Origin of the sequence: Pedobacter albus (genome assembly GCF_036324255.1) — a bacterium.
GTDB classification, from domain to species: domain Bacteria; phylum Bacteroidota; class Bacteroidia; order Sphingobacteriales; family Sphingobacteriaceae; genus Pedobacter; species Pedobacter albus.
Map to the genome: position 1 here is coordinate 250,688 of NZ_JAZDQT010000001.1, position 25,840 is coordinate 276,527.

23 protein-coding genes are annotated in these 25,840 nt (G+C 43.3%); 10 read left to right on the forward strand and 13 right to left on the reverse strand.

Going from position 1 to position 25,840, the window contains the following annotated elements; translation table 11 throughout:
• Window positions 1–3: 3 nt before the first annotated feature.
• The 4 genes from VRU48_RS01075 to VRU48_RS01090 form a co-directional block, all read right to left on the reverse strand.
• Window positions 4–3,075: a SusC/RagA family TonB-linked outer membrane protein gene (locus tag VRU48_RS01075; protein ID WP_330106082.1), complete on the reverse strand. Its 3,072-nt coding sequence runs from the start codon at window positions 3,073–3,075 to the stop codon at window positions 4–6.
• 284 nt (window positions 3,076–3,359) lie between these two features.
• Window positions 3,360–4,862: a PH domain-containing protein gene (locus VRU48_RS01080; protein WP_330106083.1), complete on the reverse strand. Its 1,503-nt coding sequence runs from the start codon at window positions 4,860–4,862 to the stop codon at window positions 3,360–3,362.
• On the reverse strand, window positions 4,859–5,395 hold the full coding sequence (locus tag VRU48_RS01085) for a PH domain-containing protein (RefSeq protein ID WP_330106084.1): 537 nt from the start codon (window positions 5,393–5,395) through the stop codon (window positions 4,859–4,861). Before VRU48_RS01085 ends, VRU48_RS01080 begins: the two co-directional genes overlap by 4 nt.
• 60 nt (window positions 5,396–5,455) lie before the next feature.
• Complete coding sequence (locus VRU48_RS01090; RefSeq protein ID WP_330106085.1) at window positions 5,456–6,418, reverse strand: SGNH/GDSL hydrolase family protein; 963 nt, start codon at window positions 6,416–6,418, stop codon at window positions 5,456–5,458.
• A 178-nt stretch (window positions 6,419–6,596) separates the two neighbouring features.
• Between VRU48_RS01090 and VRU48_RS01095 the strand changes: the two genes are divergently transcribed.
• Together VRU48_RS01095 and VRU48_RS01100 are read left to right on the forward strand one after the other, a co-directional pair.
• A complete protein-coding gene (locus tag VRU48_RS01095) occupies window positions 6,597–7,967 on the forward strand; it encodes a dipeptidase (protein ID WP_330106086.1) in 1,371 nt (456 codons plus the stop codon).
• Window positions 7,968–8,074: 107 nt separating this feature from the next.
• Window positions 8,075–8,917 (forward strand): glycoside hydrolase family 25 protein, encoded by an 843-nt coding sequence (locus VRU48_RS01100; RefSeq protein ID WP_330106087.1) that lies wholly within the window; start codon window positions 8,075–8,077, stop codon window positions 8,915–8,917.
• A gap of 51 nt (window positions 8,918–8,968) precedes the next feature.
• On the opposite strand, the gene VRU48_RS01105 is transcribed toward VRU48_RS01100, so the two are convergent.
• The gene (locus VRU48_RS01105) at window positions 8,969–10,066 is read right to left on the reverse strand and encodes a mandelate racemase/muconate lactonizing enzyme family protein (protein WP_330106088.1); all 1,098 of its coding nucleotides are present in this window, start codon (window positions 10,064–10,066) and stop codon (window positions 8,969–8,971) included.
• Window positions 10,067–10,226: 160 nt separating this feature from the next.
• Between VRU48_RS01105 and VRU48_RS01110 the strand changes: the two genes are divergently transcribed.
• The 4 genes from VRU48_RS01110 (at window position 10,227) to VRU48_RS01125 (ending at window position 15,342) form a co-directional block, all read left to right on the forward strand.
• Window positions 10,227–12,242 carry a thioredoxin domain-containing protein gene (locus tag VRU48_RS01110; protein WP_330106089.1) on the forward strand — a complete coding sequence of 672 codons (2,016 nt, stop codon included), beginning with the start codon at window positions 10,227–10,229 and terminating at the stop codon, window positions 12,240–12,242.
• Between the two features lie 264 nt (window positions 12,243–12,506).
• Entirely contained in the window at window positions 12,507–14,339 is a 1,833-nt protein-coding gene (locus tag VRU48_RS01115) for a hypothetical protein (protein ID WP_330106090.1), read from the forward strand.
• On the forward strand, window positions 14,339–14,791 hold the full coding sequence (locus tag VRU48_RS01120) for a DUF4304 domain-containing protein (RefSeq protein WP_330106091.1): 453 nt from the start codon (window positions 14,339–14,341) through the stop codon (window positions 14,789–14,791). Before VRU48_RS01115 ends, VRU48_RS01120 begins: the two co-directional genes overlap by 1 nt.
• 20 nt (window positions 14,792–14,811) lie before the next feature.
• Window positions 14,812–15,342: a hypothetical protein gene (locus VRU48_RS01125; protein ID WP_330106092.1), complete on the forward strand. Its 531-nt coding sequence runs from the start codon at window positions 14,812–14,814 to the stop codon at window positions 15,340–15,342.
• 326 nt (window positions 15,343–15,668) lie between these two features.
• Here the strand turns inward: VRU48_RS01125 and VRU48_RS01130 are convergent, their stop codons facing one another.
• Window positions 15,669–16,250 carry a hypothetical protein gene (locus VRU48_RS01130; protein ID WP_330106093.1) on the reverse strand — a complete coding sequence of 194 codons (582 nt, stop codon included), beginning with the start codon at window positions 16,248–16,250 and terminating at the stop codon, window positions 15,669–15,671.
• Between the two features lie 248 nt (window positions 16,251–16,498).
• Here VRU48_RS01130 and VRU48_RS01135 point away from each other — a divergent pair, with 248 nt between their 5' ends.
• The gene (locus VRU48_RS01135) at window positions 16,499–17,005 is read left to right on the forward strand and encodes an FKBP-type peptidyl-prolyl cis-trans isomerase (RefSeq protein WP_330106094.1); all 507 of its coding nucleotides are present in this window, start codon (window positions 16,499–16,501) and stop codon (window positions 17,003–17,005) included.
• A gap of 64 nt (window positions 17,006–17,069) precedes the next feature.
• Here the strand turns inward: VRU48_RS01135 and VRU48_RS01140 are convergent, their stop codons facing one another.
• The 6 genes from VRU48_RS01140 to VRU48_RS01165 form a co-directional block, all read right to left on the reverse strand.
• Window positions 17,070–17,504: a Fur family transcriptional regulator gene (locus VRU48_RS01140; RefSeq protein WP_330106095.1), complete on the reverse strand. Its 435-nt coding sequence runs from the start codon at window positions 17,502–17,504 to the stop codon at window positions 17,070–17,072.
• Between the two features lie 2 nt (window positions 17,505–17,506).
• Window positions 17,507–17,950 (reverse strand): hypothetical protein, encoded by a 444-nt coding sequence (locus VRU48_RS01145; protein WP_330106096.1) that lies wholly within the window; start codon window positions 17,948–17,950, stop codon window positions 17,507–17,509.
• Window positions 17,951–17,959: 9 nt separating this feature from the next.
• Window positions 17,960–19,183 carry an ABC transporter permease gene (locus tag VRU48_RS01150; protein ID WP_330106097.1) on the reverse strand — a complete coding sequence of 408 codons (1,224 nt, stop codon included), beginning with the start codon at window positions 19,181–19,183 and terminating at the stop codon, window positions 17,960–17,962.
• Entirely contained in the window at window positions 19,180–19,809 is a 630-nt protein-coding gene (locus tag VRU48_RS01155; RefSeq protein ID WP_330106098.1) for an ABC transporter ATP-binding protein, read from the reverse strand. Before VRU48_RS01155 ends, VRU48_RS01150 begins: the two co-directional genes overlap by 4 nt.
• Window positions 19,810–19,965: 156 nt before the next feature.
• Window positions 19,966–21,588: an ABC-F family ATP-binding cassette domain-containing protein gene (locus tag VRU48_RS01160; protein ID WP_330106099.1), complete on the reverse strand. Its 1,623-nt coding sequence runs from the start codon at window positions 21,586–21,588 to the stop codon at window positions 19,966–19,968.
• A 132-nt stretch (window positions 21,589–21,720) separates the two neighbouring features.
• Window positions 21,721–22,416: a hypothetical protein gene (locus VRU48_RS01165; RefSeq protein ID WP_330106100.1), complete on the reverse strand. Its 696-nt coding sequence runs from the start codon at window positions 22,414–22,416 to the stop codon at window positions 21,721–21,723.
• Between the two features lie 60 nt (window positions 22,417–22,476).
• Here VRU48_RS01165 and VRU48_RS01170 point away from each other — a divergent pair, with 60 nt between their 5' ends.
• The 3 genes from VRU48_RS01170 (at window position 22,477) to VRU48_RS01180 (ending at window position 24,420) form a co-directional block, all read left to right on the forward strand.
• Complete coding sequence (locus VRU48_RS01170; RefSeq protein WP_330106101.1) at window positions 22,477–23,037, forward strand: hypothetical protein; 561 nt, start codon at window positions 22,477–22,479, stop codon at window positions 23,035–23,037.
• Window positions 23,038–23,226: 189 nt separating this feature from the next.
• Window positions 23,227–23,805 carry a nitroreductase family protein gene (locus VRU48_RS01175; RefSeq protein WP_330106102.1) on the forward strand — a complete coding sequence of 193 codons (579 nt, stop codon included), beginning with the start codon at window positions 23,227–23,229 and terminating at the stop codon, window positions 23,803–23,805.
• A gap of 165 nt (window positions 23,806–23,970) precedes the next feature.
• Window positions 23,971–24,420, forward strand: coding sequence for a 3-oxoacyl-ACP synthase (locus VRU48_RS01180; protein ID WP_330106103.1), 450 nt, complete (start codon window positions 23,971–23,973; stop codon window positions 24,418–24,420).
• Between the two features lie 347 nt (window positions 24,421–24,767).
• On the opposite strand, the gene VRU48_RS01185 is transcribed toward VRU48_RS01180, so the two are convergent.
• Window positions 24,768–25,655 carry a polysaccharide deacetylase family protein gene (locus tag VRU48_RS01185; RefSeq protein ID WP_330106104.1) on the reverse strand — a complete coding sequence of 296 codons (888 nt, stop codon included), beginning with the start codon at window positions 25,653–25,655 and terminating at the stop codon, window positions 24,768–24,770.
• Window positions 25,656–25,840: the final 185 nt, after the last annotated feature.

Genomic DNA, 25,840 nt, shown 5'->3' on the forward strand with positions numbered 1-25,840 from the left:
TATTTACAGAGTTAGATTGATACCAAACGAATAAGTTTTTAATGAAGGGTATGACGCACGCGAAGATGGAACCTCTGGGTCAAAATCCTTCAGCCTTTTATCGCCGCGGATGGTGAACGGATTGTTGCTTGAGGCATATACCCTTAAGCCACCGATTTTAAGCTTGCTGGTAATGTTTTTTGGCAGACTGTAGCCTAGGGTAATGCTCTTGATCCTGAAATAATCGGCATTGAATAACCAAAAATCAGACTGTTTAAGGTTTTGCGTATTATCGGCAGAAATCAACACCCTTGGATAAGGCGCATTCGGGTTTGGATTTTCTTTGGTCCATCTTTGCAACACATACGATTTTACGCCGGCACTGTTAAAAAAGGCTTGCGAAGCTTCCGATTCAAGATAAACTTTGACATCGTTTACGCCTTGGCCAAGCAATGAAAAATCGAAGCCTTTGTAGTTGGCCGATAAGTTGATGCCGTAGATGAAATAAGGAACATCGTTGCCCACGATCACGCGGTCGTCGCCATCGATCTTGCCATCGCCGTTTTGGTCAACGTATTTAATGTCGCCAGCTTTGGTACCGGTCGATTGGAAAGCGTGTTGGGCTACTTCAGCATCTGAAGCAAATAAGCCGTCTGATTTCCACATGTAGAACGAACCGATGCCATAACCCACGCGGTTGATGTAATAGCCACTAGGAGGGGTTTCGTTTGCGCCACCCAAATCAATAATTTTATTCCAGATCTTGCTCACGTTGCCACCAACCGAATAGCTGAAATCGCTGATTTTGCCATTGTAGTTTAACGAAAGCTCAAAGCCCCTGTTTCTAACCTTGCCTAGGTTGATGGAGGGAGCTTGATTTTTAGAAGGATTGTTATCTACAATCAGACCTGCTTCGTCAGGAATGCTTGGGTTTTGCAACAAGATATCCTTGGTTAGGCGGTCAAATACATCAGCCTGAATGGTTAGCGAGTTGAAAAGTGTGAGGTCTACGCCAATGTTGGTGGTATTTACTTTCTCCCAGCTCAACAAAGGATTGTACAATTTGGCAGGAAACACGCCATCTTGTTTGCTTTCGTCTAAAATTGAGCCCGTTCCGGTAGTTAAGCCGTCGTAGAAATCGTAAGAGCCTACGTTGTTTACGTTACCCGACTTGCCCCATGATGCACGCAGCTTCAATTCGGTAATGGATTTGATATCCTTCATGAAATCTTCCTGCGAAATACGCCAAGCGCCCAAAAACGAAGGATAGGTACCCCAGCGATGGCCTGGTGCAAACTGTGAAGAAGCATCGGCCCTAATGGTCGATTCGAAGATGTATTTATTGTTATAAGTATAATTTAACCTGCCGAAATAAGATTCGAAAGCACGTTGGTCTATGCCTCCAGAAGCCGTTGTGTTTAACGGATCGGACGAACCGCCGTTAATGGCGTTCAAATCGTTGTTTACGAAATTCTTGCGGATCGTTCTGATGGTGCGGTTGTTGGTGTTTTCATACGAACTACCGGCCAAAATTTTGAAATAATGTTTATCTATCGTTTTCTCGTAGGTTACCGTTGCCTGTGCCAATAAACGGCCAATGTTTTGCCACGATTCGTCGAGCTGGTTGGTGGTAACTGCCGTACTTGCAATCGGAACCCCTGTAAAATAGTTAGGAATAGGGTTCATGGTGCTGGTGAAGCCACTGTTTAACGAATTATAAAAGTTATAAGAGAAGAGGCCCGAAATGTCGAGGCCTTTAATTGGGGTATACGTTCCGGTTAAGTTGCCAATAAAACGATTGGTATAGTAAGAACTTCTGCCGCCTTCTTCTAATTTACGTACGGTATTTCCGGTAGCCAGGGTGGCATCGATCAGGCCGCCGTTTACGCTGCCCCAATTGCCGTTGCTTTGCCTGTTTACCAATAAAGGCACCTGTCTGGATAGCGACACGAAGTCGATGTTGCCTTTATCGTTGTTAAAACCATCTCTGATGTAGGAAATGTTGGTTCCTACCTTGAATTTTTCGCTAACCTGCGCGTCGATGTTGGATCTGAGCGAATAGCGCTTGAGGTCTTTGCCCGGAATCAACGAGTTTTGATCGAAATAGGCACCGCCAAGGTAATACCTGATTTTGTCGCCACCCGAAATATTGATAGCATGTTCCATCATCGGTGCGGTTTTCCTTAAAGTTAAAGCGTACCAATCGTTGTCTGGATAGAGATCAGGGTTAGAATGGTTTTGGATCTGTGTTAAGGCCGTTTGCGAGAAAATAGGCGTTTTTCCAGCATTGGTGGCCGCTTCGTTGCGTAAAATGGCATAATCGTAAGAACCTACAAAATCGGGCAGGTAGGTGGCCGATTGGGTACCATAATAAGCATTGTAGTTGATCCTCATGGCGCCATTGCCTTTTTTTGTCGTCACCAAAATTACACCATAAGCAGCCCTTGAGCCGTAGATGGCCGCGGCCGCGTCTTTAAGCAGGGAAATGTTTTCTACATCGTTGGTGTTGATACGGGCAAAATCGCCAGCCGAAACAATCACGCCGTCTACTACATAGAGCGGTTCGGAAGTACCCAAGTTGCCGCGCCCCCTAATGTTGACCGAGCCCAGGTCGCTGCCCACATCGCCAGGTGCCGATTTAATGGCCACCCCAGGTACTGCGCCCTGTAAAGCATTGGTTAGGGAAGTAACTGGTCTGTTGATGATGTTTTTGGTGTTTACGGTGGCCACCGATCCCGCCAAACTCACCTTCTTTTGTGCGCCGTAGCCCACTACTACCACTTCGTTTAAGTCGTTGGTCGAGCCTTGCAGCATTACATTGATTTCGGTTTTGTCGCCTATGGCAATATCTTGGGTAATAAAGCCGATAAACGAGAATGTTAAGGTAGAATTGGCAGGCACGCTGATGAGGTACTTGCCATTTGGATCGGTGCTAACACCGGTCAAGCTTCCTTTGATCTGGACACTTGCGCCGGGTATCGGCAATCCATCCTTGTCTTTTACGGTGCCGCTTACCTTAACCTGTGCGTAGGTTAGGAGCGAGAAAATAACGAGTAAACCCGTTAAAATCATCTTTTTTGATAGATTTTTTTTCATTGGAATAAGTTTAGGTTAGTAAGGCTGTTTGCGCGCAAACAGCCCTTGGAGAATTAAGGTATAACCTAAATTTTGGATTGAAACGAGCCAAGCCTACGCAAACGATTGAGTAAACCAAAAGGCAATTGTCTTAATTTTTAATTAAGGAAAGGCTAGTGAGCGAATATTAGCAGAAATGCAATTTTGATTAGCGTGACTACTTTTTTAGTTGTTTTGATGGCTAAATCGTTTTTCTAAGTTTTACGCAAACGATTGCGATTGGTTAAAAGCGTACAGGCTAAGGTTTACATCCATTCTTCGCTGCCACTCTCTAACTGGTAAAGCCAGTAGTTAACCAGCTGTTTGATTTCGGTGTAGTTGCCATACTTAAAGCGGATAATACCGGCTGCAGTATGCAGGTGCAAATGCCCAACATCTACGCTTTTGTGCCAGGGAAACTGAAAGGTGGTGATGGACTGTATCTTGTGCGAAAACACGATTTCATTCGAAATGTCCCAAATTCCCTTTTGTTTCACAATGAAATCTTCACTAACCCTTAAGCGGTGCTTGGTGTAGCTGATATAAATCATCAAAAGCCCAACCACAAAATAGGCAATGGCCAGCGGGTAAAAAGGCCACAATTGCGGCATATTCGAAGCCAATAACAGATAAATGCCAACAGGTATGACGAGGTTAAAGAAAATGGGCAGATTTAAAAACCTGAAATTTGGAATAAAGAGCTGTCCTTGAGGGGGTGTTTTTCCAAGGATAAGTTGTAACAATGCCTCTTTTTCGGCAAGGTTGCAACCCGGAACTTCCAAGTTGGATTTGTGGAGCTCCTTTTCGCTCTGTTCCTTGCCGGCATGCGCCTGCCTGAGCGTCAAATTCATGAAATTGAACTTTTTCTGAAAGTAGTTTTGGCTATAGGCAGTAATCTGCACCTTTTTGGGGCTCAGTAGCGTATGGTTGCGCGAAAAAAGTCCGGAAGCAATCAGCAAGGAACCGTTTTGTTTGCTGATCTGAAAATCAAAATACTTTACAAAAGTGCGGATAATGTTGGTGGCCAATAGGATAAAGAGTACCAAAACAATTAGCAAGCTTACCGAAAAAGCCGTAATTCCCTTTTCCAGTACGTTTTCTACCTGCCCGTTGTCGGTATCGAAAGCCTTGAGCAGTTCTTTGATGTTGTGGAAAGCCGCAAAGGCAAAACCGATAAGCAAAGCCAGGCTCCTGCCATAATTAGAAGTTAGGCCTACCTTGAACAAAGTGCCAGCGCTTATTTTAAGTAGTGGTACTGCAGGGGCAGGAGTGGCAAGTTCTTCTGTTTCATGGGGGTGTACACTCGGCTTGTGATTAAGCAGCTTTTCCTTTAAATGGTAGGCGCTTTGCTCGTCAATGGCCTTAATGCCAACCTCCTTGCTTTCGGTGCCCGCGGTATCAATATGCAGACTGTAAATACCGATTACCTTTTGCAACAAAGACTGGTTAATGTTAACCTGTTGTATCTTATCAAGCTGTATGGTGAGCTGGGTACGCTTAAAAATGCCCTTGTTAATCACGAATTCCTGCTTGGCCTCATCTAAAAAGAAGGTAAATCTGCGGTAGCTCAAATAGCCAAACACAAGCGAAATAACCAATATAGCGCCAACTAAAATCACAAAATATAACATTTGTTTGTAGTCGGTCTTAAAAACCATGAGGGCAATTGGCACGATAAGCGCCCTGATGATCTGCTGGAGCATATTGCCGGTCATGATGATGATGCCCGTTACCGATTGCCGCTGTGGCTGACTAAAATCCTGGTTCATTGTGCTTCGGTTGCAGGGGTTTCCATTAAATCGAGGCGTTTAACCAATGCTTCTTTAATCACCCTGGCTTTGGCTATCGGGATGCCCGCAATGTGCATGTGGCCGCTCTGTCCGCCAGCGGTAAACAGCTGCAGGGTAGCCAATCCGTACATCCTCGAAAAAAGGCCTTCTTCCAAAGCCACGTGCTGTATCCTGTTTAAGGGGATAATCGTAGTGGTTTCGGCAATGATGCCACTTTTATACATGATGTCTTTTTCGCGCAGGGCAAAGCCTCTCTTTTTAAAGCTGGCACGGTAAAGCACAAATAGCAAAATCCAAAACAAAAGATAGGCGATGCCAATGGGTAGAAGGTAGTCGCGTATTTCTTCATTAAAGAAGAAAAGAACTGTCAATGCACTGCTTAGCAATACCAAACAGATCAGCAGGTTGATCAGGATAATCTTCCAATAGCTGGCATGCGGTGCATTCAACTTGGTTTCTTCGTATTTGGGCAGTTGATCTAAATCGATCGTTTCGTTTGCGAAATTGAGCATTGCAATAAGCTAATGAGGTTTGTTGGGCTAATATAGCAATGAAAATGAAGAATAAGATGCCTAACGCACCACGATCATCTTTTTTGTAGCCGAATACTGGCCCGATGAGGATACGATTTTGTAGATGTAAATGCCGGGAGAGAGATAGTGCAGGTCTAACTGTACGGTATGCTTGCCGGTATTCAGGTATTCGCTTAGTACGGTTTGCACTACTTTGCCTTGCAGGTTGTAAATCTTGAATTCTATTTTGTCCGAAGCCGGCATTACAATGTCGACCGAAGTCAAGTCCCTGCCAGGGTTGGGATAGTTTTGCGTAACCACGAACTGCAAAAAGCGCTCGGCAATAATTTTGTTGATGGTATCGAAAAGTACAAAACTGATCAGCCTATTGCCCCTTGCGTTAGGGTGGATGGCATCCTGGTACAAGGTAAAGTCACGGCGCATAACCGCATTGATATCGGCCAGATAGATGTTATATTCTTTAACCAGCTTCTTGTAAATGTCGTTGATGAGCCTTACCTGTACGTTTGCCCTTCTCAAACGCGCATCTTGGCGGTCGTCGAAGTTTTGCAACGTACACACAATGGGCACCAGGTTCTGGTTCAGCGACTTGACGATAAAAGTACGCATGTTAGCCTCTGTTTCGGCTATTTTTTGTTTGCCCGCCTCAATATCTAGGGCATCGTTGGCCCCCATTAAAATAACGATAAAGCCGGTTTTGCCAAAAATGGCGTTGTCTATCCTCAACAGGCCTTTGCCGGTGGTTTCGCCCGGAACGCCGTATTTCTGTACGTTGATGGTTTTGCCGGTATAGCAGTTTAAGAAATTGGTGGTCAGGTACGACTGAAAATCCAAGCCATTTACGCCTGCGACCGTGCTTGCGCCAAAGGTGACCACATTTACGCTGTCTTTAGCATAATATTTGGCAGATTCCGGACAGCTGGCACCAGTAATCTGGGCAGTTGAACGGAAACAAAAACCTAATAAAATTGCAAAGCATAGCGCTAATGCCCGAAATCTCATCCCTTTTAAATTATTATAGCGCAAAAATAAAGCTATTCGGCCACAAATATATAATTATTACAAATGCTATTTATAAGCTTGATTTACTTTTAGTTAAAGTTGACAATTAAGCCAGATGGCAATTGTTTTTTAGCAGGCTTTGGCAAAAAGCATATATTTGTTTAAAAATATAAATGATATGCAAGAAATCAAGAATTATGTTGAGGCGAATAAGCAACGCTTTTTAGACGAGCTTTTCGAATTATTGCGTTTTCCATCGGTAAGTGCTGATCCAAAATATAAAGGCGATGTTTTAAAAACGGCCGATTTTGTGGCGCAAAAGCTAAGAGATGCCGGTGCCGATAAAGTAGAAATCTGCGAAACTGCCGGTTATCCAATCGTGTATGGCGAAAAAATCGTTGATGCCAGCTTGCCAACGGTACTGATTTATGGCCACTACGACGTGCAACCACCAGATCCGCTCGAACTATGGCATACGCCGCCTTTTGAGCCTACGGTACGCGATGGCAAAATCTATGCCCGCGGTGCCTGCGACGACAAAGGACAATTCTACATGCACGTCAAGGCATTTGAGCTGATGATGCAAACCAATACTTTGGCCTGCAACGTTAAATTCATGATTGAAGGCGAAGAAGAAGTGGGATCGGCCAATCTGGGCATCTTTGTCAAAGCCAATGCCGAGCGCCTAAAAGCCGATGTGGTGTTGATTTCTGATACCTCGATGATCAGTATGGAAAACCCATCGATCGAAACCGGTTTGCGTGGCTTGGCTTACATGGAAGTAGAAGTAATTGGCCCGAACCGCGACCTGCATTCTGGTGTTTATGGAGGTGCAGTGGCCAACCCGGCTACCATTTTGTGCAAAATGATTGCTTCGCTGCACGATGAGAACAACCACATTACCATTCCTGCATTTTACGATAAAGTAGTTGAACTGAGCGATGAAGAAAAGAAAGCCCTCAATTCGGCGCCGTTCGATTTAGACGAATACAAAAAAGACTTGGATATCAAGGCCGATTGGGGCGAAAAAGGTTATTCTGCATTAGAACGTACCGGCACTCGCCCAACCTTGGAGGTAAACGGCATTTGGAGCGGCTATATTGGCGAAGGTGCCAAAACCGTATTGCCAAGCAAGGCCAATGCGAAGATTTCGATGCGTTTGGTGCCTAACCAAAACTCCGACGAAATCAGCGAGATCTTTACCAAGCATTTCGAGAGCATTGCGCCAGACTATGTAAAGGTTAAGGTTACTGCGCACCATGGCGGCGAGCCGGTGGTTACCCCAACCGATAGCGTGGCTTACCGTGCGGCCGAAAAAGCCATCGAAGACAGCTTTGGCAAAAAGCCAATTCCAACCCGTGGCGGTGGCAGTATTCCAATCGTGGCTTTGTTTGAAGATGTTTTGGGCATTAAATCGGTATTGTTCGGTTTTGGCTTGGATAGCGATGCCTTGCACTCGCCAAACGAAAAGTACGATATTTTCAACTATTATAAAGGCATAGAAACCCTGCCTTTGTTCCATAAATACTACGCCGAATTAAGCAAATAATCGGCAAACCATCATGTGAGCTAGCCGTTTCTGTATGATGGTTTAAATTAACCTGAAACCTCATTTAAATGATATACGATTTAAGTGAGGTTTTGTATTTTTAGTCCATGCCTCCAGTCAAAAGAAAAACAGTAAGAAAACCGCAACCAAAGAAGAAAAAAGGATGGTCGCTCCACCTTAAATTTGCCATTGCGGGCTTATTGCTCATTCTTTTGTCGCCGTTTTATTATGGCTACATCCTAAAAATTGCCAGTGCTACCTGGTATTGGTTGCGCCATCCGGGCGAAGACAAAAACTACCGGACCTACGAAAGCTTCAACATCAAAATTCCTAAAAAATACACGATCCACGGCATCGATGTGTCGTATTACCAAGGGCGCATCGATTGGCAAAAGGTAAAGAACATGGAAGAAGACGGCGTCAAGGTTTCTTTTGCCTTTATCAAAGCTACAGAGGGGTTGTTGATTGTGGACCCCTGTTTTCAGCGCAACTGGCGCGAAGCTCCCAAAGCTGGTCTAAAAGTAGGTGCCTATCATTTTTTCAGACCCAAAAAATCGGGTTTATGGCAGGCTAATTTCTTTTTGCAGACGGTGAGTATCGAAAAAGGGGATTTGCCTCCAGTGGTCGATATCGAAAGCCTCGATGGCGTATCGCCGGCACAGATGCGCAAGGAACTGAATGCCTTTATCATCCAAATAGAAGACCGTACCAAGGTAAAACCGATTATTTATACCGGCCTGAAATTCTATCAAGACTATTTGCAGGGCTATTATCAAGATTATCCATTTTGGGTGGCCCATTACCATCAGCCCAAGCTTAGGCTCAACGAAAAAGACTGGAAGTTTTGGCAACATTCAGACAAGGCGCGCATCAACGGCATTAACCATGTAGTCGACTTCAACGCCTTTAACGGCGATAGTTTGGCTTTTGACAGACTGCTTAAAAAGTAAAAGCAGGTTGCCTACCTGACGGATAAACAAGCAAATCTACACAGGCAAGACCTAAATGGTCCATTTCTCGCAGGTATCCAGAAATTTTTGGTCGGCATCGGCACCAATACCTATGCTTTCCGGCACGTCGAGCATAAAGCCGTCGTAGGTGAGCCCACCAGTTACCGGGTCTACCAAATGTCCCAATAGGCAGGTATCGAGGTCGAAAAAGACTACATTGGGGCTAGCCAAGGCAAAATGCAGGTTGGCCGTAAGCGCAATGCGACTTTCGAGCATGCTGCCAATCATACATTTTACACCTTTTTGCAAAGCTTCTTCATGTATTTTTTGGGCTTCTAAAATACCGCCAGATTTGGCAAATTTAATATTCAGGTATTCGCAAGCCTGTGCATTGATCAGTTTGCGCGCATCATGGTGGTTATAGCAGCTTTCGTCGGCCATAAGTTTAATGGGCGAGTTGAGATTCAGCTCGGGCAGGCGATCGTCGTACCAGGTACGCATCGGCTGTTCGCAGAATTCTATGTTTTGCGACTCGAGTTCGCCCAAAGCCAGCAAGGCATCGTCAAAGCTCCAGCCCTGGTTGGCGTCCAAGCGCAACACCATTTCGGGGCCAACCGCTGCCCTGATCTGTTTGACGCGTTCGATATCATCGTGCACTTTTTTGCCCAATTTGATTTTGAGGATTCTGCAACCGTTCTTTTGGTGCTTCAAAGCCATCAGCGACATTTTTTCGGGCGTATCGATCCCAATCGTCATGTCGGTTTCTATCGCACGTTTGTGCCCGCCCAAAAATTTGTACAGGGGCAAGCCTGCATTTTTGGCTGCAATATCAAACAAAGCCATGTCGAATGCACTTTTAATAGTTGCATTATGGTCGGCATAAGCCAACAGGTCTTGCATGCGTTCCGGTATTTCGAGCGGGTTTTTGCCTTTCCAGATCAGCGCAAAATCTTTGGCCATCGCGATGCAGGTATCTTGGGTTTCGCCCACAATCATCGGAAAAGCCGAACATTCGCCAATGCCATAAATGCCCGAATCGGTGTAGATTTTAACCAATACATTCTGCGCAAAGTGCATGGTGCCCGTAGCAATTACAAAAGGCTCCATCGGTATGCTGAAACGGTAGATTTCGGTGTGGGTGATTTTCATTTTTTTAGGTACTGGACAATCGCTGTAAGATTTGGGAACTAATGTAAAAAACAAAAACTAAATAGAAACAGGTTTGTAGATAATTGATAGCTTTACACCTTAAATTGTGACAATTGCCATAATTTATTGCCTCACATTTCGTATCCGTTAGCTCAAACCCATGCATAAAGAACCCAATAGCCTGATCAACGCTTCGTCGCCTTATTTGTTGCAACACGCCTATAACCCGGTACAATGGTACGAATGGGGGCCAGCGGCCCTGGCCAAGGCCCAAGCAGAAAACAAGCTGATTTTGGTGAGCATTGGCTATTCGGCCTGCCATTGGTGCCATGTGATGGAGCATGAAAGTTTTGAAAGCCATGAGGTGGCCGAGGTGATGAATCAGCATTTTGTGTGCATTAAGGTAGACCGCGAAGAAAGACCCGATATAGACCAGATTTACATGCTGGCCGTACAATTGATGAACGGCAACGGAGGCTGGCCACTAAATGCCATCTGCCTGCCCGATCAGCGCCCTATTTACGGAGGTACCTACTTTAGAAAGCCAGATTGGATCAATATCCTGCTTAATTTGGCTGCTTTGTGGAAAGACGAACCCCAAAAGGCAACCAACTATGCCCAAAGATTGACTGATGGTATTCAGCAAGCCGAACAGATTATTCCTTTTCAGGGCAAAATCGATTTCTCGCCAACCCAACTCGCCGAAATTATAGAACCTTGGAAACGACATTTCGATATTACCGAAGGCGGCTACAACCGTGCGCCAAAGTTTCCGCTGCCCAACAATTGGAGTTTTCTGTTGCGTTATGCTTTTTTAACGCCCGATGAAGCGGTTTTTACGGCAGTTTGCACTACCCTAGAAGCGATGGCAATGGGTGGCATTTACGATCAGATAGGAGGCGGTTTTGCCCGCTATTCGGTCGACGACAAATGGCATGTGCCCCATTTCGAAAAAATGCTTTACGATAATGCCCAGCTCATTGGGCTATATGCCGAGGCCTATCAGTGCCTCAAGTTCCAACCCTTTGTGCAAGTGATTGTTGATACGATTGATTGGGCCTTTAGAGAGATGAGCGCACCAAACGGCCTGTTTTATTCGGCTTTAGATGCGGATAGCGAAGGGGTAGAAGGCAAGTTTTATGTATGGGACAAAACGCAATTCGACGAAGTAGTTGGCGAAGAAGATGCGGTTTTGCTGGCCGAATATTTTAATGTAACCGAAGCCGGCAACTGGGCCGAAGAGGAAACGAATATCCTGAGAAGAACGCTTAGCGATGAAGTGATCTTGGCCAAATACGGAATAGATGAAGCAACCTTGTGCGATAAAGTGGCACTGGCCAAGGCCAAGCTACTCGACGAAAGGAGCAAACGGGTAAGGCCCGGCTTGGATGATAAATGCCTTGTGGCTTGGAACGCCATGATGATTAAGGCTTTGGCCGACACTTCCCAAATATTAGACCATGAATTGTATTACGAACGTGCTAAACAGGCGGCAACTTTTATCCTGAGCGATATGGTGGCGCCAGGCGGTGGTTTGTACCGCAACTACAAGAACGGAAAGGCCAGCATTTCGGGCTTTTTAGACGATTATGCCTTTATGATCGAAGCGCTGATTGCCCTTTACGAAGCAGATTTTAACGAGAAATGGTTGGTTGAAGCCAAGATATTGACCGATTATGTGTTGGCCAATTTTGCGGATCCAACAAACGATATGTTCTTTTACACCGCTGGAAACGGCGAAGAGCTCATTGCGCGTAAGCACGAGGTAATGGATAATGTAATTGCGTCCTCTAATTCGGTCATGGCCCAAAACCTGCAAAAACTGGGATTACTTTATGACGATGAAGCCTATAACCAAAAAGCATCGGCCATGTTGGCTGCGGTATTGCCGAGAATCAAGGCTTACGGTTCGGCCTACTCCAACTGGTGCATCCAATTATTGAACGAGGTGCACGGCCTCAACGAAATTGCCCTAACCGGCATGACCATCGAAGCTGTGAAAAAAGAATTAAATGCCCAATATATTCCGAATAAAATGATGTTGGGTGGGGCAAAAAGCAGTCTTCCCCTTTTAGCAGGTAAGCTGAGCGAAGAAACGAAAATATACGTTTGTCGAAACAAGACCTGCCAGCTGCCGGTAGCTACGGTTGAAGAGGCGTTAAAATTGATCAATTAAGACAAAATGAATATCAGGTCAAGTCCAGTGCTTTTGTTAGGATACTTTCTTAGTCTTTATTTCTGTTTTATCCTACCTTATCAATTCACTTCGTTGTAATAATTAAAGGGCTATGAAACAGGCTCTTTGTTAATTGGAAATTCAATTATTTAATCATTGATTAAATTCCATTTTTGGTTATGGAAAATAACATTGTTTAACATCTGATTCTTTGAAATGTAACAGATTTAATACGATATTCAATAACCGAAAAACCAATAAACTATGAAAAACAACGCTCTCATGGCCAAGCTATGGCCTGTCGGGTTATTCAAGCCCCTGAACTATCTTGGATTTATCCTCCTGTTATTTGTGTCGATTTGTATTGGCTCTTGTAAAAAGGACTTGCTAGTACCGTCAAAAAAAATAGTAGAAACCAAGGAAAAGATCCAAAACATCAGCTACAACGAGTTTCTGTCATCCATCAACCTTGACAAGATGGGTTCGCTAAAGCCTGTCATTGCCAATGCGGGAAATGCGAAGAATACAACGATGTCGGTTGGAGAAACTGGACTTAGTTTCGTGTTGGATATGGGGAATGTAAAGAAGCTCGTGCTGGGCGATACCGTAAGCTATGTTTTGGCCTTGAAACCCAAGACACCCCGAGCCATACATTTCGAGAATATTACGATCCAGACTGTTGGCGGAAATACAACGGCTTTCCTAACCACTTATATTCCAACCAAGGAATGGATAGCCGACTGGCACGGCCAAAAGCATCTCCCTTTTAAGGGCGAGATATATGCCAGTAGAATCAATCTCGCTGACTTTCCACAGCTTAGGGAACAAACCAATACCCAAGGCTCTCAGGGCAAGGTAATGTCTGCGGGCACATCCCAGGTTCTTATAAACAATAACAAGATTAGTTTGTTGCCGGGGGAATGTGAGATATATGATGTTTATGTTGTTACTGCATATCCCTGCAAATATGGACATTGGACTAGGGCTGAATGTAATTATTATGACACCTATGGGAATTGGGAAGTTCGCTCAGACGATTATCCGCCAGGCTATAATATAAGTGTTACAACAGTTGTAAATTGCGCACCTCCAAACTCTCCACCTACGGGCGATGGCGGTGGAGGTGGGGGTGGTGGCACTACCCCAAATCCGCCAGGAGGCTATGACCCATGTGGCAGTGGAACTCCAATGCCTGTTGTTTCAAAAGCGAATGGAAATGGTTTGTTGAAACTTGCCGGAGTTCCGCCAACTGATTGTGATGGGGGTACTTTACCACCAGTTTTGGAGCCAGAACAAAGTTTTTTTTACTCTGATGAGGAAGTTGAAGAAATCGTAAATACGATGGCCGACCCCATAACCGGAAATGGGATAGAGCTTTACCTCATATTGAAATATAGAAATTCCAAAACAATCAATATGAGCAGGTACAGTGTTGCAAGTAGTAGCATTGAAATAGGTGATTATACATTAACACCACATTATGACCAAAACAATAAATTGGTGTTTTATGCCGGTAGTCGATTGGCTAGTACGGTGAGAAATGGTATAGAGTATATCATTAGACCAGACCAAGTCAATAATTTTAGAAACAATGTCAAATATTATACGAGCGCTGCTGACTTAGTTTATATGAATGGTATTCCTGATAGAGGAATGATCCAGATGATGTCAGGAGATCGGATTAGTGGATTATTAAACTTATGGGGCGAGGCATTAAAATCCCCTTTCTATTGGTCATATTTAATAGATTGTTTTCTTATTTCCCCAAGTCACCCAAATGTGCGCTCTGCTGTGGAAGAGTCTATTCCCGCTGGAGCCTCATACACGAAATCTACATTGGAGATTGGACAACAAATGCATAGAAACTACAAGTTAGCCGACGTAAAACCAGGGCTTGCTATTAAAGAATATAGACTTCCAAGTGGTAAACGAATTGACTTTCTTGATATTGAAAATGCAACAATATATGAGCTTAAGCCTAATAACCCTCGTCAAATAACAGCTGGGAATAAGCAATTGCAGGAATATCTAGAAGAACTACAAAGAATGCCTCAATTTAGTGGCATTAATTGGAAAAAGGTTTTAGATTTATATTGATGATGGATAGTAAAGAATTTAAAAACGTTTTTGACGAAGTGGCAAAGTCTCATGGTTTTTCAAAGGCTTTTGGGGCTTGGTTTAAAGAAAGCCCTGAGGCTATTTTAGTGCTTGAGCTTCAAAAATCAAAATTTGGAGATTATTACGAGTTAAATATCAAAATATTTGTCCAAGGAATGTTTGGTAACACTCATCATATTAATAAGAATTTAGCCAAGAAAGAAATGGGTGATATATTTACTAGACAACCTCAAGAGTTTAGTAGGATTCTTAATTTTGATGAGCCTATAACTGATGAAAAGAGAAAAGAAGAATTGGAAAGGCTGTTTTTAGATTATGTTAATTCTTTTACAAATAAGGCCTTATTTAAAGCCGGAATAAAAGAATTAGCAGACCATGGGTTAGTTTTTTTGCTTCCAGCTGTAAAAGAGCAGTTGTTGAATCTTAATTAATAAATCAACTTGAACTAGATATGAAGATAAATTTAATAGCTAGTTTTCTATTATTGTTGTCTTTTCTTTCTCAAGAAAAGCCTTTGAGTGAAGTAGTTCATATTACTCCACCTAAGAAAAGTGAAAGCATGGATTGGGTTGAGCATTACAAGTATATGCTAAAGAACTATCGAAGCTCTCCGGCAATGGATGGAACGACCAAATGCTTTAATAAAAATGGAATAATCATAACTTTTTGGGATAATATCTTATGGGATGATTATTTAAAAAAGCAGGTCAAGAATCTTTCAGAAATGAAGGCCTCCAAATTAGAGACATTAGAGGAACTCGGTATGAGTAATGATATAGACAAGGCAGAAATTATTAAAGTGAACGATATTGGATTTTTTATTAGCTGCACCCATGTTGCTGGTGATGAATATCGTTACAATTTTGATTCTGAATATAGAAACTACAAATCTATAAGCGGTAGAGTAGTATGCAAGAAGCAGGATCGAAAAAAGGCAGAGAAAATTTTCAATGATCTACTAAAAAGCATAAAGTTTAAATAAAGTACATCACTAAACTTTACTTATTACATAAATGAAAATACTGAAACTGTCTATTGTGATGAAGAATCTGGTTGGATTTGTACAGGCAATCCAGAAACTTAAGGAAGAGGTGTAGAGTTTATTGTAAATTGTATTGCATTTATTGATGATTACGATTATTTAACTTGAATATGGATAAAACCTGTTTATTATAGAGCTTTCTATAAAATAATAAAATAAGCCTAATTATTAGTTTAACATTATTTCTTTCCCTCTTTTATGAAAAGCGGGGTATTTGCCCACCAAAGAAGAACAGATAAATGAATTGAAATGAGTTTTATCCGAACCTAGAAGCCCTCATCTTTATCTCCTGCTCGGTTGAGCTCGTCGATGCGTTTTTTGATACTTGTGATGATTTCGTCTTCCTTGCTTTTTTTAGGTTTCATAACTGCTTTCATTTCGGCCCTGAACTGTTTTTCGTCGAGGTCTGATCCAGCAACAAATAGGTTTACCAAGAGGCTTTCGTTGGTGGCGACAATGTTTACATAAACGGCTCTCATCAAAACGATCGACATGGTGATGCACGCCAATATCGTTCTCATGCTTTCTGTGGCATAAACCAGTTGAAAAATCGCAATTACGCAAAATACAATCGAGTATATCCTGGTAAACCACACGGCGTACTTCCGGTCTGGCGATATTTTGCTGATTTTGCGAATCAAGGTCGTTACGATGAAAACCAAAAGATCGTTGATGATAAAAATGGCCAATAGGTTGGCTATGAAAAACAAAAAATAATAGAGTGATTGGCTAATGGCAGGCTGGTAGGCATCTACTTTTTTGAATAACCAAAAGCCAAGCTTAAGCAGCAGGTAAAACTCTATGGTGATGAACACGAACATCGCCAATGAATACAGCAGGTTTTTCATTCCATTCATCTTTGTTTTTTATTCGGGTGTTTCGGCGGTTAGGAATAATCAAACCGATAGGCTAAGATAAGTGGATTTTGACATTGTTTTCTTCCTGTTTCTGATTCTTGTCGCTTTTCCTGCAACAATTAATGATGGTTTTTTGTTAGCCTAATAATTAACCTATATTTGCCGAAATAAAACTTGCCAACTGCCTGTATTACGGTTGCCGGCAGTAGAATTTATAAATTAAAACAAAACAGAACAGAATGAATATCAATTCAAACACCGTAGTGTCTATCACTTATGAGTTGCACACTACTACACCAGAAGGTCAGCAAGTTTTTGTTGAAAAAGCAAACGAAGAGAACCCTTTAGTGTTCTTGTTTGGCGTAGGCATGATGCTGCCAAAATTTGAAGAGCATTTGCAAGGCTTAAAAGCAGGCGACGAGTACAGCTTCGAGCTTTCTCCGGCAGAAGGCTATGGCGAAATCGATCCAGCTGCCCACGTTGATTTGCCTATCGATATGTTTAAGGAAGCCGGAGGCGATTTGCCAAGTGTTGGCGATGTAATTCCGTTGCAAGACAATCAAGGTAACCATTTCCGTGCAGGTGTAACCGGTGTTCACGAAGAATATATTTCGGTTGACTTGAACCATCCAATGGCTGGCAAAAACCTTATTTTTTCAGGAAAGATCCTAACCGTTCGCGAGGCAACTGCCGAAGAATTGAGCCACGGTCACGCACATGGTGCTGATGGCCACTCAGGTCACTAGGCTGTCCTCATCAACAAAAAGGGCGTTGAAATCATTTCAACGCCCTTTTTTATATAGTTTTTTCTTAATTATGTTTGTCGGCCTTGCCGCATTTGTCGCAAATGCCATAAGCAATTAAGCTAATCGTATTGGCCGTAAAACCATCAGGAATGTTGATGGTAGGCACTTTGGTTTCCAAACAATAGATTTTATGGCAATTGGTGCAATTGAAATGCAAATGTTCGTCGTGGTGGTGGTGTGCCGTGCAGGCCGACGAGCAGATGGCATAATTGGCCGTGCCGTTAAAATCGATAATGCGGTGCAGAATGCCCTTGTCTTCGTAAGTATTGAGAATACGATATAAGGTTACCCGGTCTATCTCCTTGCCCAATTTCTTTTCCAAATCAGGTTGCGAAATGGCTGCTTTGTCGGCCGCAATCTCTTCGAGCACACGCACCCGTTGACGCGTGTTTTTGAGTTGGTTTTCCCTTAAAATATCTACAGGATTTCTCTTTTGCATGGTTATAGTGCTTTGCCTGCCATTAAACTTATCGGCGGACTGTCCATGGCATTGGCCGTGCTTAATTTCAAGGTTCCTTTAATTTTTACCGTTTGGTAGGTGAATTTAATGGGTTCGGTCAGTTCAACCATCACCATAATCGGCACGCCGTTTTTGCCGCAAAAGAAACATTGGTTAATTGGTAGCGTAGAGAGCATGAATTTAGTTTGTTTCATGCCGTCTTTAATCGGCACGATATAGCCTTCCAATTCGAAGGGCTTGTTGGCATGTTTTTTTATCTCGTTTCCAAAAATGGCATACATCTCGGTGTCTTTAACGGTTTTAAAGTCAACGCTGCCTATAATGTCCCAGTTTTCTGAAATGATCTGATCGCTAGGATCGTGTTGCGCCTTGGCTGCAAATCCGAAGCCGGTTAATAATAAAAGAATGATGCTTAGTTTTTTCATCTGTGGTTTTTAGTTTTTGGCAAGTATTTTAGAAATATTAGAACGGTAAGCCTGTAAGGCCGGTATGATCGCTGCAAATATACCGATAGCCAGCCCAGTAAGCAAGAGGTAGCCCTCGGTAGGGATAAAAACCAGTCCGCTGAGCTTGGCCTGGCTGCTTTCCTGGTAATGGGCAATCAATTCTAGTGCCAAATGGCCCAAGCCCATGCCTACGATGGTACCTATAACGGTCAAGATCAATCCTTCGAGGATAACAATGACAAATAGTTTAGTTCGCGAGGCGCCCAAGGTACGCATAATGGCCAAGTCGTAGCTTCTTTCTTTGAGCGAGTTGTACAGGTTTACAAATACGCTGATGGCCGCGATGAGCATAATCAAGATGGCAAACCACTGCAAGGTATCAACGCCAACCCCAATCAAAGAAAAGAGACGGGTGCTCTCCATTGCTGGTGAGGCCGATTGCAAATTGGTAGCCTGGTTCACCATTCGCGGAAACATGACCACCGACATTGGCGAGCGGTATTGGATCAGTAACGAAGTAATTTCCTGACCCTGAATTTCACTTGTTGGATCGGGTGTTGGCGCATCGTGATGTTCGTGCGCACCCGCTTTTTCGGGTTCTTCGTGCATTTTCCAAACACTGGCAATATTGGTCAAAATCAAATTTTCGGTTACATTGCCCTGTGGCGCCAAAATACCTACTACTTTATAGGCGTGGTCTTTGTGCACATCGGAGTTGTTGGTTAGACCATGTGCCCCGAAAAAAGTATCGCCTACCTTTAAATTTTGGTTTTTGGCCACTGTGGCGCCAATGGTGGCTTCTAAATCGGCTTTCCAGAATTTTCCGTCCTGTACCTTTAATTTGTATAGGCTGATGAAGTTGGTATCGGTTCCTACAATGCGCACCCCGTTGTAGTTGTCGCCCAAGGCTAGGGGCGTAGCACGTTTTACAAAAGGATTATGCGCCAGTTCATTCGCCTCCTTGAGCGGAATATTACCCGTAGGGAAGTCGATGTAGTAGATGCTGCTTAAAATGAGCTGCAAAGGACTGCCTTTGGCCCCAACTACCAGGTCTATATCTTTTGAGTTGTTGTTCAGCTTTTCTTCAATTTGGGTCGAAGCCAACAGCAAAATGGTCAAAATACCCATACCGAAGGCAATGAGCATGATATTTAAGGCCGATGAAAGCGGTTTAGCTGCTAAACTCTTCCAACTTATTTTAAAAGGGCTCATGTCAGGTCGTAAGTATGGGTAAAGGCATCTTTCACTCGTTTATCGTGGGTGGCCACAATCAGGGTAGCCTGGTTTAAGCCCGATTGTTGCAACAGCAGCTCAAGCACCGCTTCAGCATTCTTGTCGTCGAGGCTCGAAGTAGGCTCGTCGGCAATTAACAAGGCAGGTTTATTGATAACGGCCCTGGCAATAGAAATGCGCTGCAGCTGTCCCTGGCTCAGTTCGTTGGGATAGGCGTTTTTTTTGTGCAGCATATCCAACGATTTCAGTACCTCGTCAATACGTTTGTGGTTTTCGGGTAGTTTGGCAAAACTTTGGGCCAGCAATAGGTTTTCGGCTATGGTTAGGCTTTTGATGAGGTGTGGCCTCTGGAAAATAATACCGATCTGCCTGCCCCTAAAACGGTCGAGCGCCTTCGGCGAAAGTTGGTAAATAGCAGTGTCGCCTATGCGCACTTCGCCGGCAGTAGGTTTTAAAATGCCCGTTAAAATATGCAACAGGGTGGTTTTGCCACTGCCAGACTGGCCCAGCAATAGCCATTGCTCGCCGTTGTTAATCTGCCAGTCCTTAAAACTGAGCTGTTGGTTGCTATTGTAGCTATGCGCTACAGCTTGGATTGAAATCATTTAATAAACAAAAAGACCATTGAGCCTTCCGCTTACAAAAATAGTATATGCAATTAAATTGCATTAAAAATTGTGTAAAGGATTTGCTACTGCCTGAATAAAAAAATCCCATCAGGTTTTAATCCGATGGGATGTATAGCTTCAAAGCTTGATTGCTTATTTATACATTTCTTCGCGCTGCTTGGCTACATCGCTGTTGTTGATGTACTCGTCGTAAGTCATCAATTTATCGATGATGCCGTTAGGCGTAATTTCGATGATGCGGTTGGCAACAGATTCGGTCAAGGCATGGTCACGAGAAGTGAACAACATGGTGCCTTTAAAATCGTTCATGCCGTTGTTTAGGGCGGTAATCGATTCGAGGTCCAAGTGGTTGGTTGGCTCGTCGAACATCAGGAAATTGGCTTGTTGCAACATCATTCTTGAGAACATGCAGCGCATTTTTTCGCCTCCCGAAAGCACTTTTACGTTTTTAAGCACTTCTTCGCCCGAAAACAACATACGGCCCAGGAAGCTCCTTACAAACTGCTCGTCGGCATCGGTACCCGAATATTCGCGCAACCAATCGACCAGATTTTCGTTCTTGCCTTCAAAATAAGTTGAATTGTCGTTCGGGATATCAGCGGTGCTGATGGTTACGCCAAACTTGAATTCACCGGTAAAATCTTTGTCGTGGCCTGCCAAAATATCGTAAAAGGCAGTAGTAGCCAAGCTGTTTTGTGATAAAACGACAATTTTATCGCCCTTGTTCACCATAAAGCTGATGTTTTTGAACATCACTTCGCCATTGGCCGTTTTGCTCAGGTTTTCTACCTGCAAAATCTGGTCGCCAGCCTCACGGCCTGCATTGTTGAACATAATGGCCGGATATTTTCGGCTCGAAGCCTTGATTTCCGAAATATCGATCTTATCCAATGCTTTCTTACGCGAAGTAGCCTGTTTAGATTTAGAGGCATTGGCACTAAAGCGCTGGATAAATTCCTGTAGCTCTTTTACTTTCTCCTCTAGTTTTTTATTCTGATCGCTGCGTTGTTTCAGGGCCAATTGGCTCGATTCGTACCAGAAAGTATAGTTTCCGGTATAAATGCTCATCTTGCCAAAGTCGATATCAACGATGTGCGTACAAACGGCATCTAAAAAGTGCCTATCGTGGGAAACCACCAAAACAATGTTCTGGTAGTCGGCCAGGAAGTTCTCTAGCCAGGCAATGGTATCGATGTCCAAATCGTTGGTAGGCTCATCGAGCAACAGGATATCCGGGTTTCCGAACAAGGCCTGGGCCAAAAGCACGCGTACTTTTTGGTTACCATCCAATTCCTTCAGCAATTTGTAATGGTGTTCTTCTTTAATGCCCAAGTTGCTCAACAGGGTAGCGGCATTGCTCTCCATGTTCCAGCCGTCTTTTTCGGCAAAAAGGTTTTCCAGCTCGCCGGCGCGTTCGCCATCTTTCTCCGTGAAATCTTCTTTCAGGTAAATGGCGTCTTTTTCCTTCATGATGTCGTACAGTTCCTTGTGACCCATCATAACGGTTTCGATGACCGAAAATTCGTCAAACTCGTAGTGGTTCTGCTTTAATACGGCCATGCGCTCGCCGGGCGTAAAGGCTACGCTACCGGTAGTGGCACTTACATCGCCAGAAAGGATCTTGAGGAAAGTAGATTTACCTGCGCCATTGGCTCCAATTACACCATAGCAGTTGCCATGGGTAAACTTAAGGTTAACTTCTTCAAAAAGAGTACGTTTACCATAACGCAGGGATAAATTAGAAACTGAAATCATGTTGCTGAAAAATAAGCTGCAAAGGTACGTATTTTTTTTGCTTATACCTAGGCTTTTGCACTTTGCAAGGGATTATGGCCAACAAAAAAGGCAACCTTTTTGAGATTGCCTTGCTATGATGGATTTTAATGTCTAGTTCCAGTTGAAACGTCTATGGCCGTCGTTGTTTGAGAAAGAAATCTCGGTAGCCACTTTAAATTCTGAAGCCACACCTTTACCTTCGTACATGGCAGGAACCCAGTCGATTACAAAAGCCTTGCTTTTTCCAGATACGCTGATGCTTCTTTTGATTTTGTCGAAAATGTAGTTGACCTGGTATTTTGCCTGTCCGTTGGCATCTACTTTAGCCACGATTTCGAGGTTGGTTGGGGTAGCGTACTGCATGTGGGGCTGCGGAAAAACATCTGAAATCTCTTTTTTAAGGAAAGAAACATATTGATCGAGCGGACATACCGGAACGCTGATGCTTGCATTTTTTACTGCTTCAGGATTTTTGTCCACAATAACGATTTCGGCTTTTTTGATGGCCACGGTGTCGATGAACAAAATCTTTTTCTGGTCGTAGTTATATCTTAAAAAAAGGCTTTTATCGCTGTTGAAGCAATACCAGTTGCCCGTTCTTTTGTTGTCGGTATAGCTGCCTCTAATGGTTACATTATCTTTGGTGTTCTGCACAGAATATGCACCATGTAATTCGTTTTTTTCGTTAACGTGATAAATCAGTTTAGAGTCATCAATGAGTTTAGCTTCTTTCTGGATACCATCGATTAAGGTGAAAGAAAACAGAGAAGCTCCCAGAACCAAAGAAGACAGAATTAAATTTTTCATTTTTATTTGGGTTAGTTTAGTATTTAAAGTTACTTATTTTAGCAAATCCAAACAAGTTTTATGGATAAAATTGAATTGAAAACTATTTTGGCCCAAACCATTGGCAAAGAAAAGGTAGTCTACTTGTCTAACATCGTTGCAAATCACCATATTCCAGTTAAAGAGCTTATCGACCTTACTTTTGATCGCGATGATAAAGTTTCGTTCAGGGCGGCCTGGATATTGGAAAATGTTTACGTTGGCCGACTGGAAGATTTTTTGCCCGCTACAAGCTATTTTTTGACACGTTTTGCTTCGCAAAATAACCTTTCGTGCAGGAGGCATTACGGCAAGATATTGGCCCTCATGACCAAGAAAAATGCACCAAAGGCCATTAAGGATATACTTGCGCAACATAACTTAGATTCTTTGGTCGAAACTGCATTTGCCTGGCTTATCGACGAGGAAGTTCCGGTGGCCATCAAATCGCATGTGCTCAATATTCTGGCAAATTTAAGCGCAAAGCAAGATTGGATCAGGGACGAACTGCTCCAAACGATGGATTACCTGGTAGACAAAGAGAGCATTGCCTTTTTTGCCAAAGTAAAACAGATCAGGAAACAGCTGAAGGCTAGTTCATAGTCAATAGTCCACAGTCCACAGTCAATAGTCGATAGTCCATAGTCGGTTTACAGCTATGATTGAGCAATCAAACGATTTAACAATTCAGTAATCAGGCAATTCAACAGTTTAACAATTTCACAATTCAGCAATTCAACAATTAACAATACAAAGATAAATCGCACTAACGAAATGCCTATTTTTGGACCCATGAACAACACATACGAAATCATATCAAGAATAATTAAAAACCGCAGGAGCATTTTTCCGGCAAGCTATACAGAGAAGGAAATCCCGGTTGAAGTCATTGAGCAGATTTTGGAAAGCGCCAATTATGCGCCTAGCCATAAACTTACCCAGCCGTGGCGTTTTACCGTAATCAGAAAAGGAGGAAAGGCCAAATTGGGCGAAACCCTGGGCCAGCTTTATCAGGCAAATGTGCCAGCAGAAAAGTTTATGCAGAAAAAATACGACAGTTTTGGCGAAAAAACGGCTCAAGCTTCGTGTATTTTGGCTATCAATATTCAATTCAGTCCCGATAAACTGCCTGCTTGGGAAGAAATTGCCGCCACTGCCTGCGCCGTTCAAAATATGGCATTAACTGCCGAAGCCTTAAACGTAGGTGCTTATTGGAGTTCGCCACCATTGATCGATCATTTAGGCGATTTTTTGGGATTAGCGCCAAACGAAAAATGCTACGGACTGTTTTACATGGGCTATCACGAAGAAGAGTCGCGCGAAGCCAACAGAACCCCAATGGCCGAAAAAGTAACCTGGATTGAGGGGTAGTCGATAGTATACAGTCCACAGTCGATAGTCCATAGTCTGCAGTCGATAGTTGATTATGGTTAATGGCTGTCGCGATTCCTAATTTTAATCGGTAAAAGCTGATTAGCTGCTAACCTTCCAACTTTTCAACATTACAACATTCCAATCTACCAACTTAACATTCGCATGAGCATCAAATCCTCCTTATATCAACTGTGTTTAGCTTTTGTAGAAAAACGTATAGAAACAGCCAAAACTGCTTTGCAACAGGCAAGGGAGGCCAGTAACGATGATACCAAAAGCAGTGCGGGCGATAAGTTCGAAACCAGCAGGGAAATGGCGCAACAGGATATCGAGCGCAATATGCGACTGCTAAGCGACGCAGAGGAGCAACTGAAAGGTTTGGAGCTGATTAAGGAACTGGCGCCAACCACGCAGGTAAGAAACGGCAGTTTGGTATACACCGACCAGGGCAATTTTTACATGAGCATCAGCGCCGGACAATTACAGCTCGACCAAACGGTTTATTTTGCCATTTCGGTAGCATCGCCTATAGGCAAATTGTTTGTCGGCAAACAGAAAGGAGAGCAAGTAGATTTTAACGGCAAGCAATACCGGATTGAAGCGATCTTATAATTAACTTTAAAGTTCGCACTAGGCCAAGAATGGCCTGCAAAACTTTGGAAGTAAGTGCAAATCGAAGTGCAACACTTCCTTTTGTCCTGTCGAAACAAGCAAGGGCGCAGAAGTGAAGCAATTAAGCCAGTTACTTGGCCACTAACAATCACACGACTTGGTCTTGCGCAACAGCAGCGTAGATTTAGCAGTTGCAACAAAGGTTTGCCTCCTTGAATTTTTGGTCAATTTTGTTTCAAGACAAAAGGACTAGCCCGCCGGCAATGAGGCATGGAAAGTAATTAATTAGAATAAAACTTCTTTCTTGTATAAAAAAGCCCCCCGATTTTACATCGGGGGGCTTTTTGTTAGAAACTATTCTTGATGCTGTTGCTCAATGTTTTTGGGCTCCAATAGCCACTGGCAATAATCCTTCTGATGGTAAACAACGGGTCTTTCTCGTCGCGTTTGGTCGCTAACTGAAAAGCCATTCTGAAACCACGTTTTTTAAGTTCCGGGATGCCTTCTGCGTTCCACAAGCCAAAAGGGTAGGCAAACTCGGTCATTTTTTTGCCCGTAATTTCTTCCAGTTTTTTGGTAGGCTTGTCCAACTGTTCTTCCCAGTCTTTGCCGGCATATTTTTTAAAGTTTTTGTGGTCGTAGGTATGGCTTCCGATCACGTTGCCTTCGGCTGCCAATTGCTTGATCTGGTCGGCGCTCATGTAATCAACAAACTTTCCTTTTTTGCCAATAGAAACGGTCATGATAAAATAAACCGCTTTGTAGCCGTATTTCTGCAAGGTTGGACGAACAACTGTAAATTGGTCAAGGTCGGTGTCGTCAAAAGTAAGCATGATCGGCTTGCTAGGCAAGGGTGCGCCGGTATTGAGGTAGGCGTAAAGCTGGTCTGGCAAAATGGTATGGTAACCGCTATCGGCCAGCATTTTGATCTGGTCTTTAAAGTTTTGGATTTCTATAATATAGTCTTTGCCCACTTTTCCATCGGTTGGCCTCCAGTTACGCACCTGGTGGTAACACAAAATAGGCACTTGTTTGCGCGCCAAAATGGTTTTGGCATCGGCTACTTTGATATTGCCGGTTGCTGTTTTAGGGGTAGTATCTGCTTCAGGACTGGTTGCCTGTGCGTTTGCTGTACTGTCGCCTCCGGCCTTGGTGGCGCTTGGCTGCGATTTGGATTGGCAGCCTAGGGCTAAAATCAGCGAAGCTGCCAAAAGTGATAAGAAAGTTTTTCTCATGGTTAATATTTATGTTACAAAACTATGAAAACGAGAGGGATTTGATGACAAAATTTTTAGGGTGTGGATAAAAATAGGTGATTGGTGACAAAAAAATAGGCGAATCCCAATTTTCCCATCTTTTTTACAATTAAAACTATGGCCAACAGCACATTTTAGATAAATTAGGCGCTTCAATTTATCAA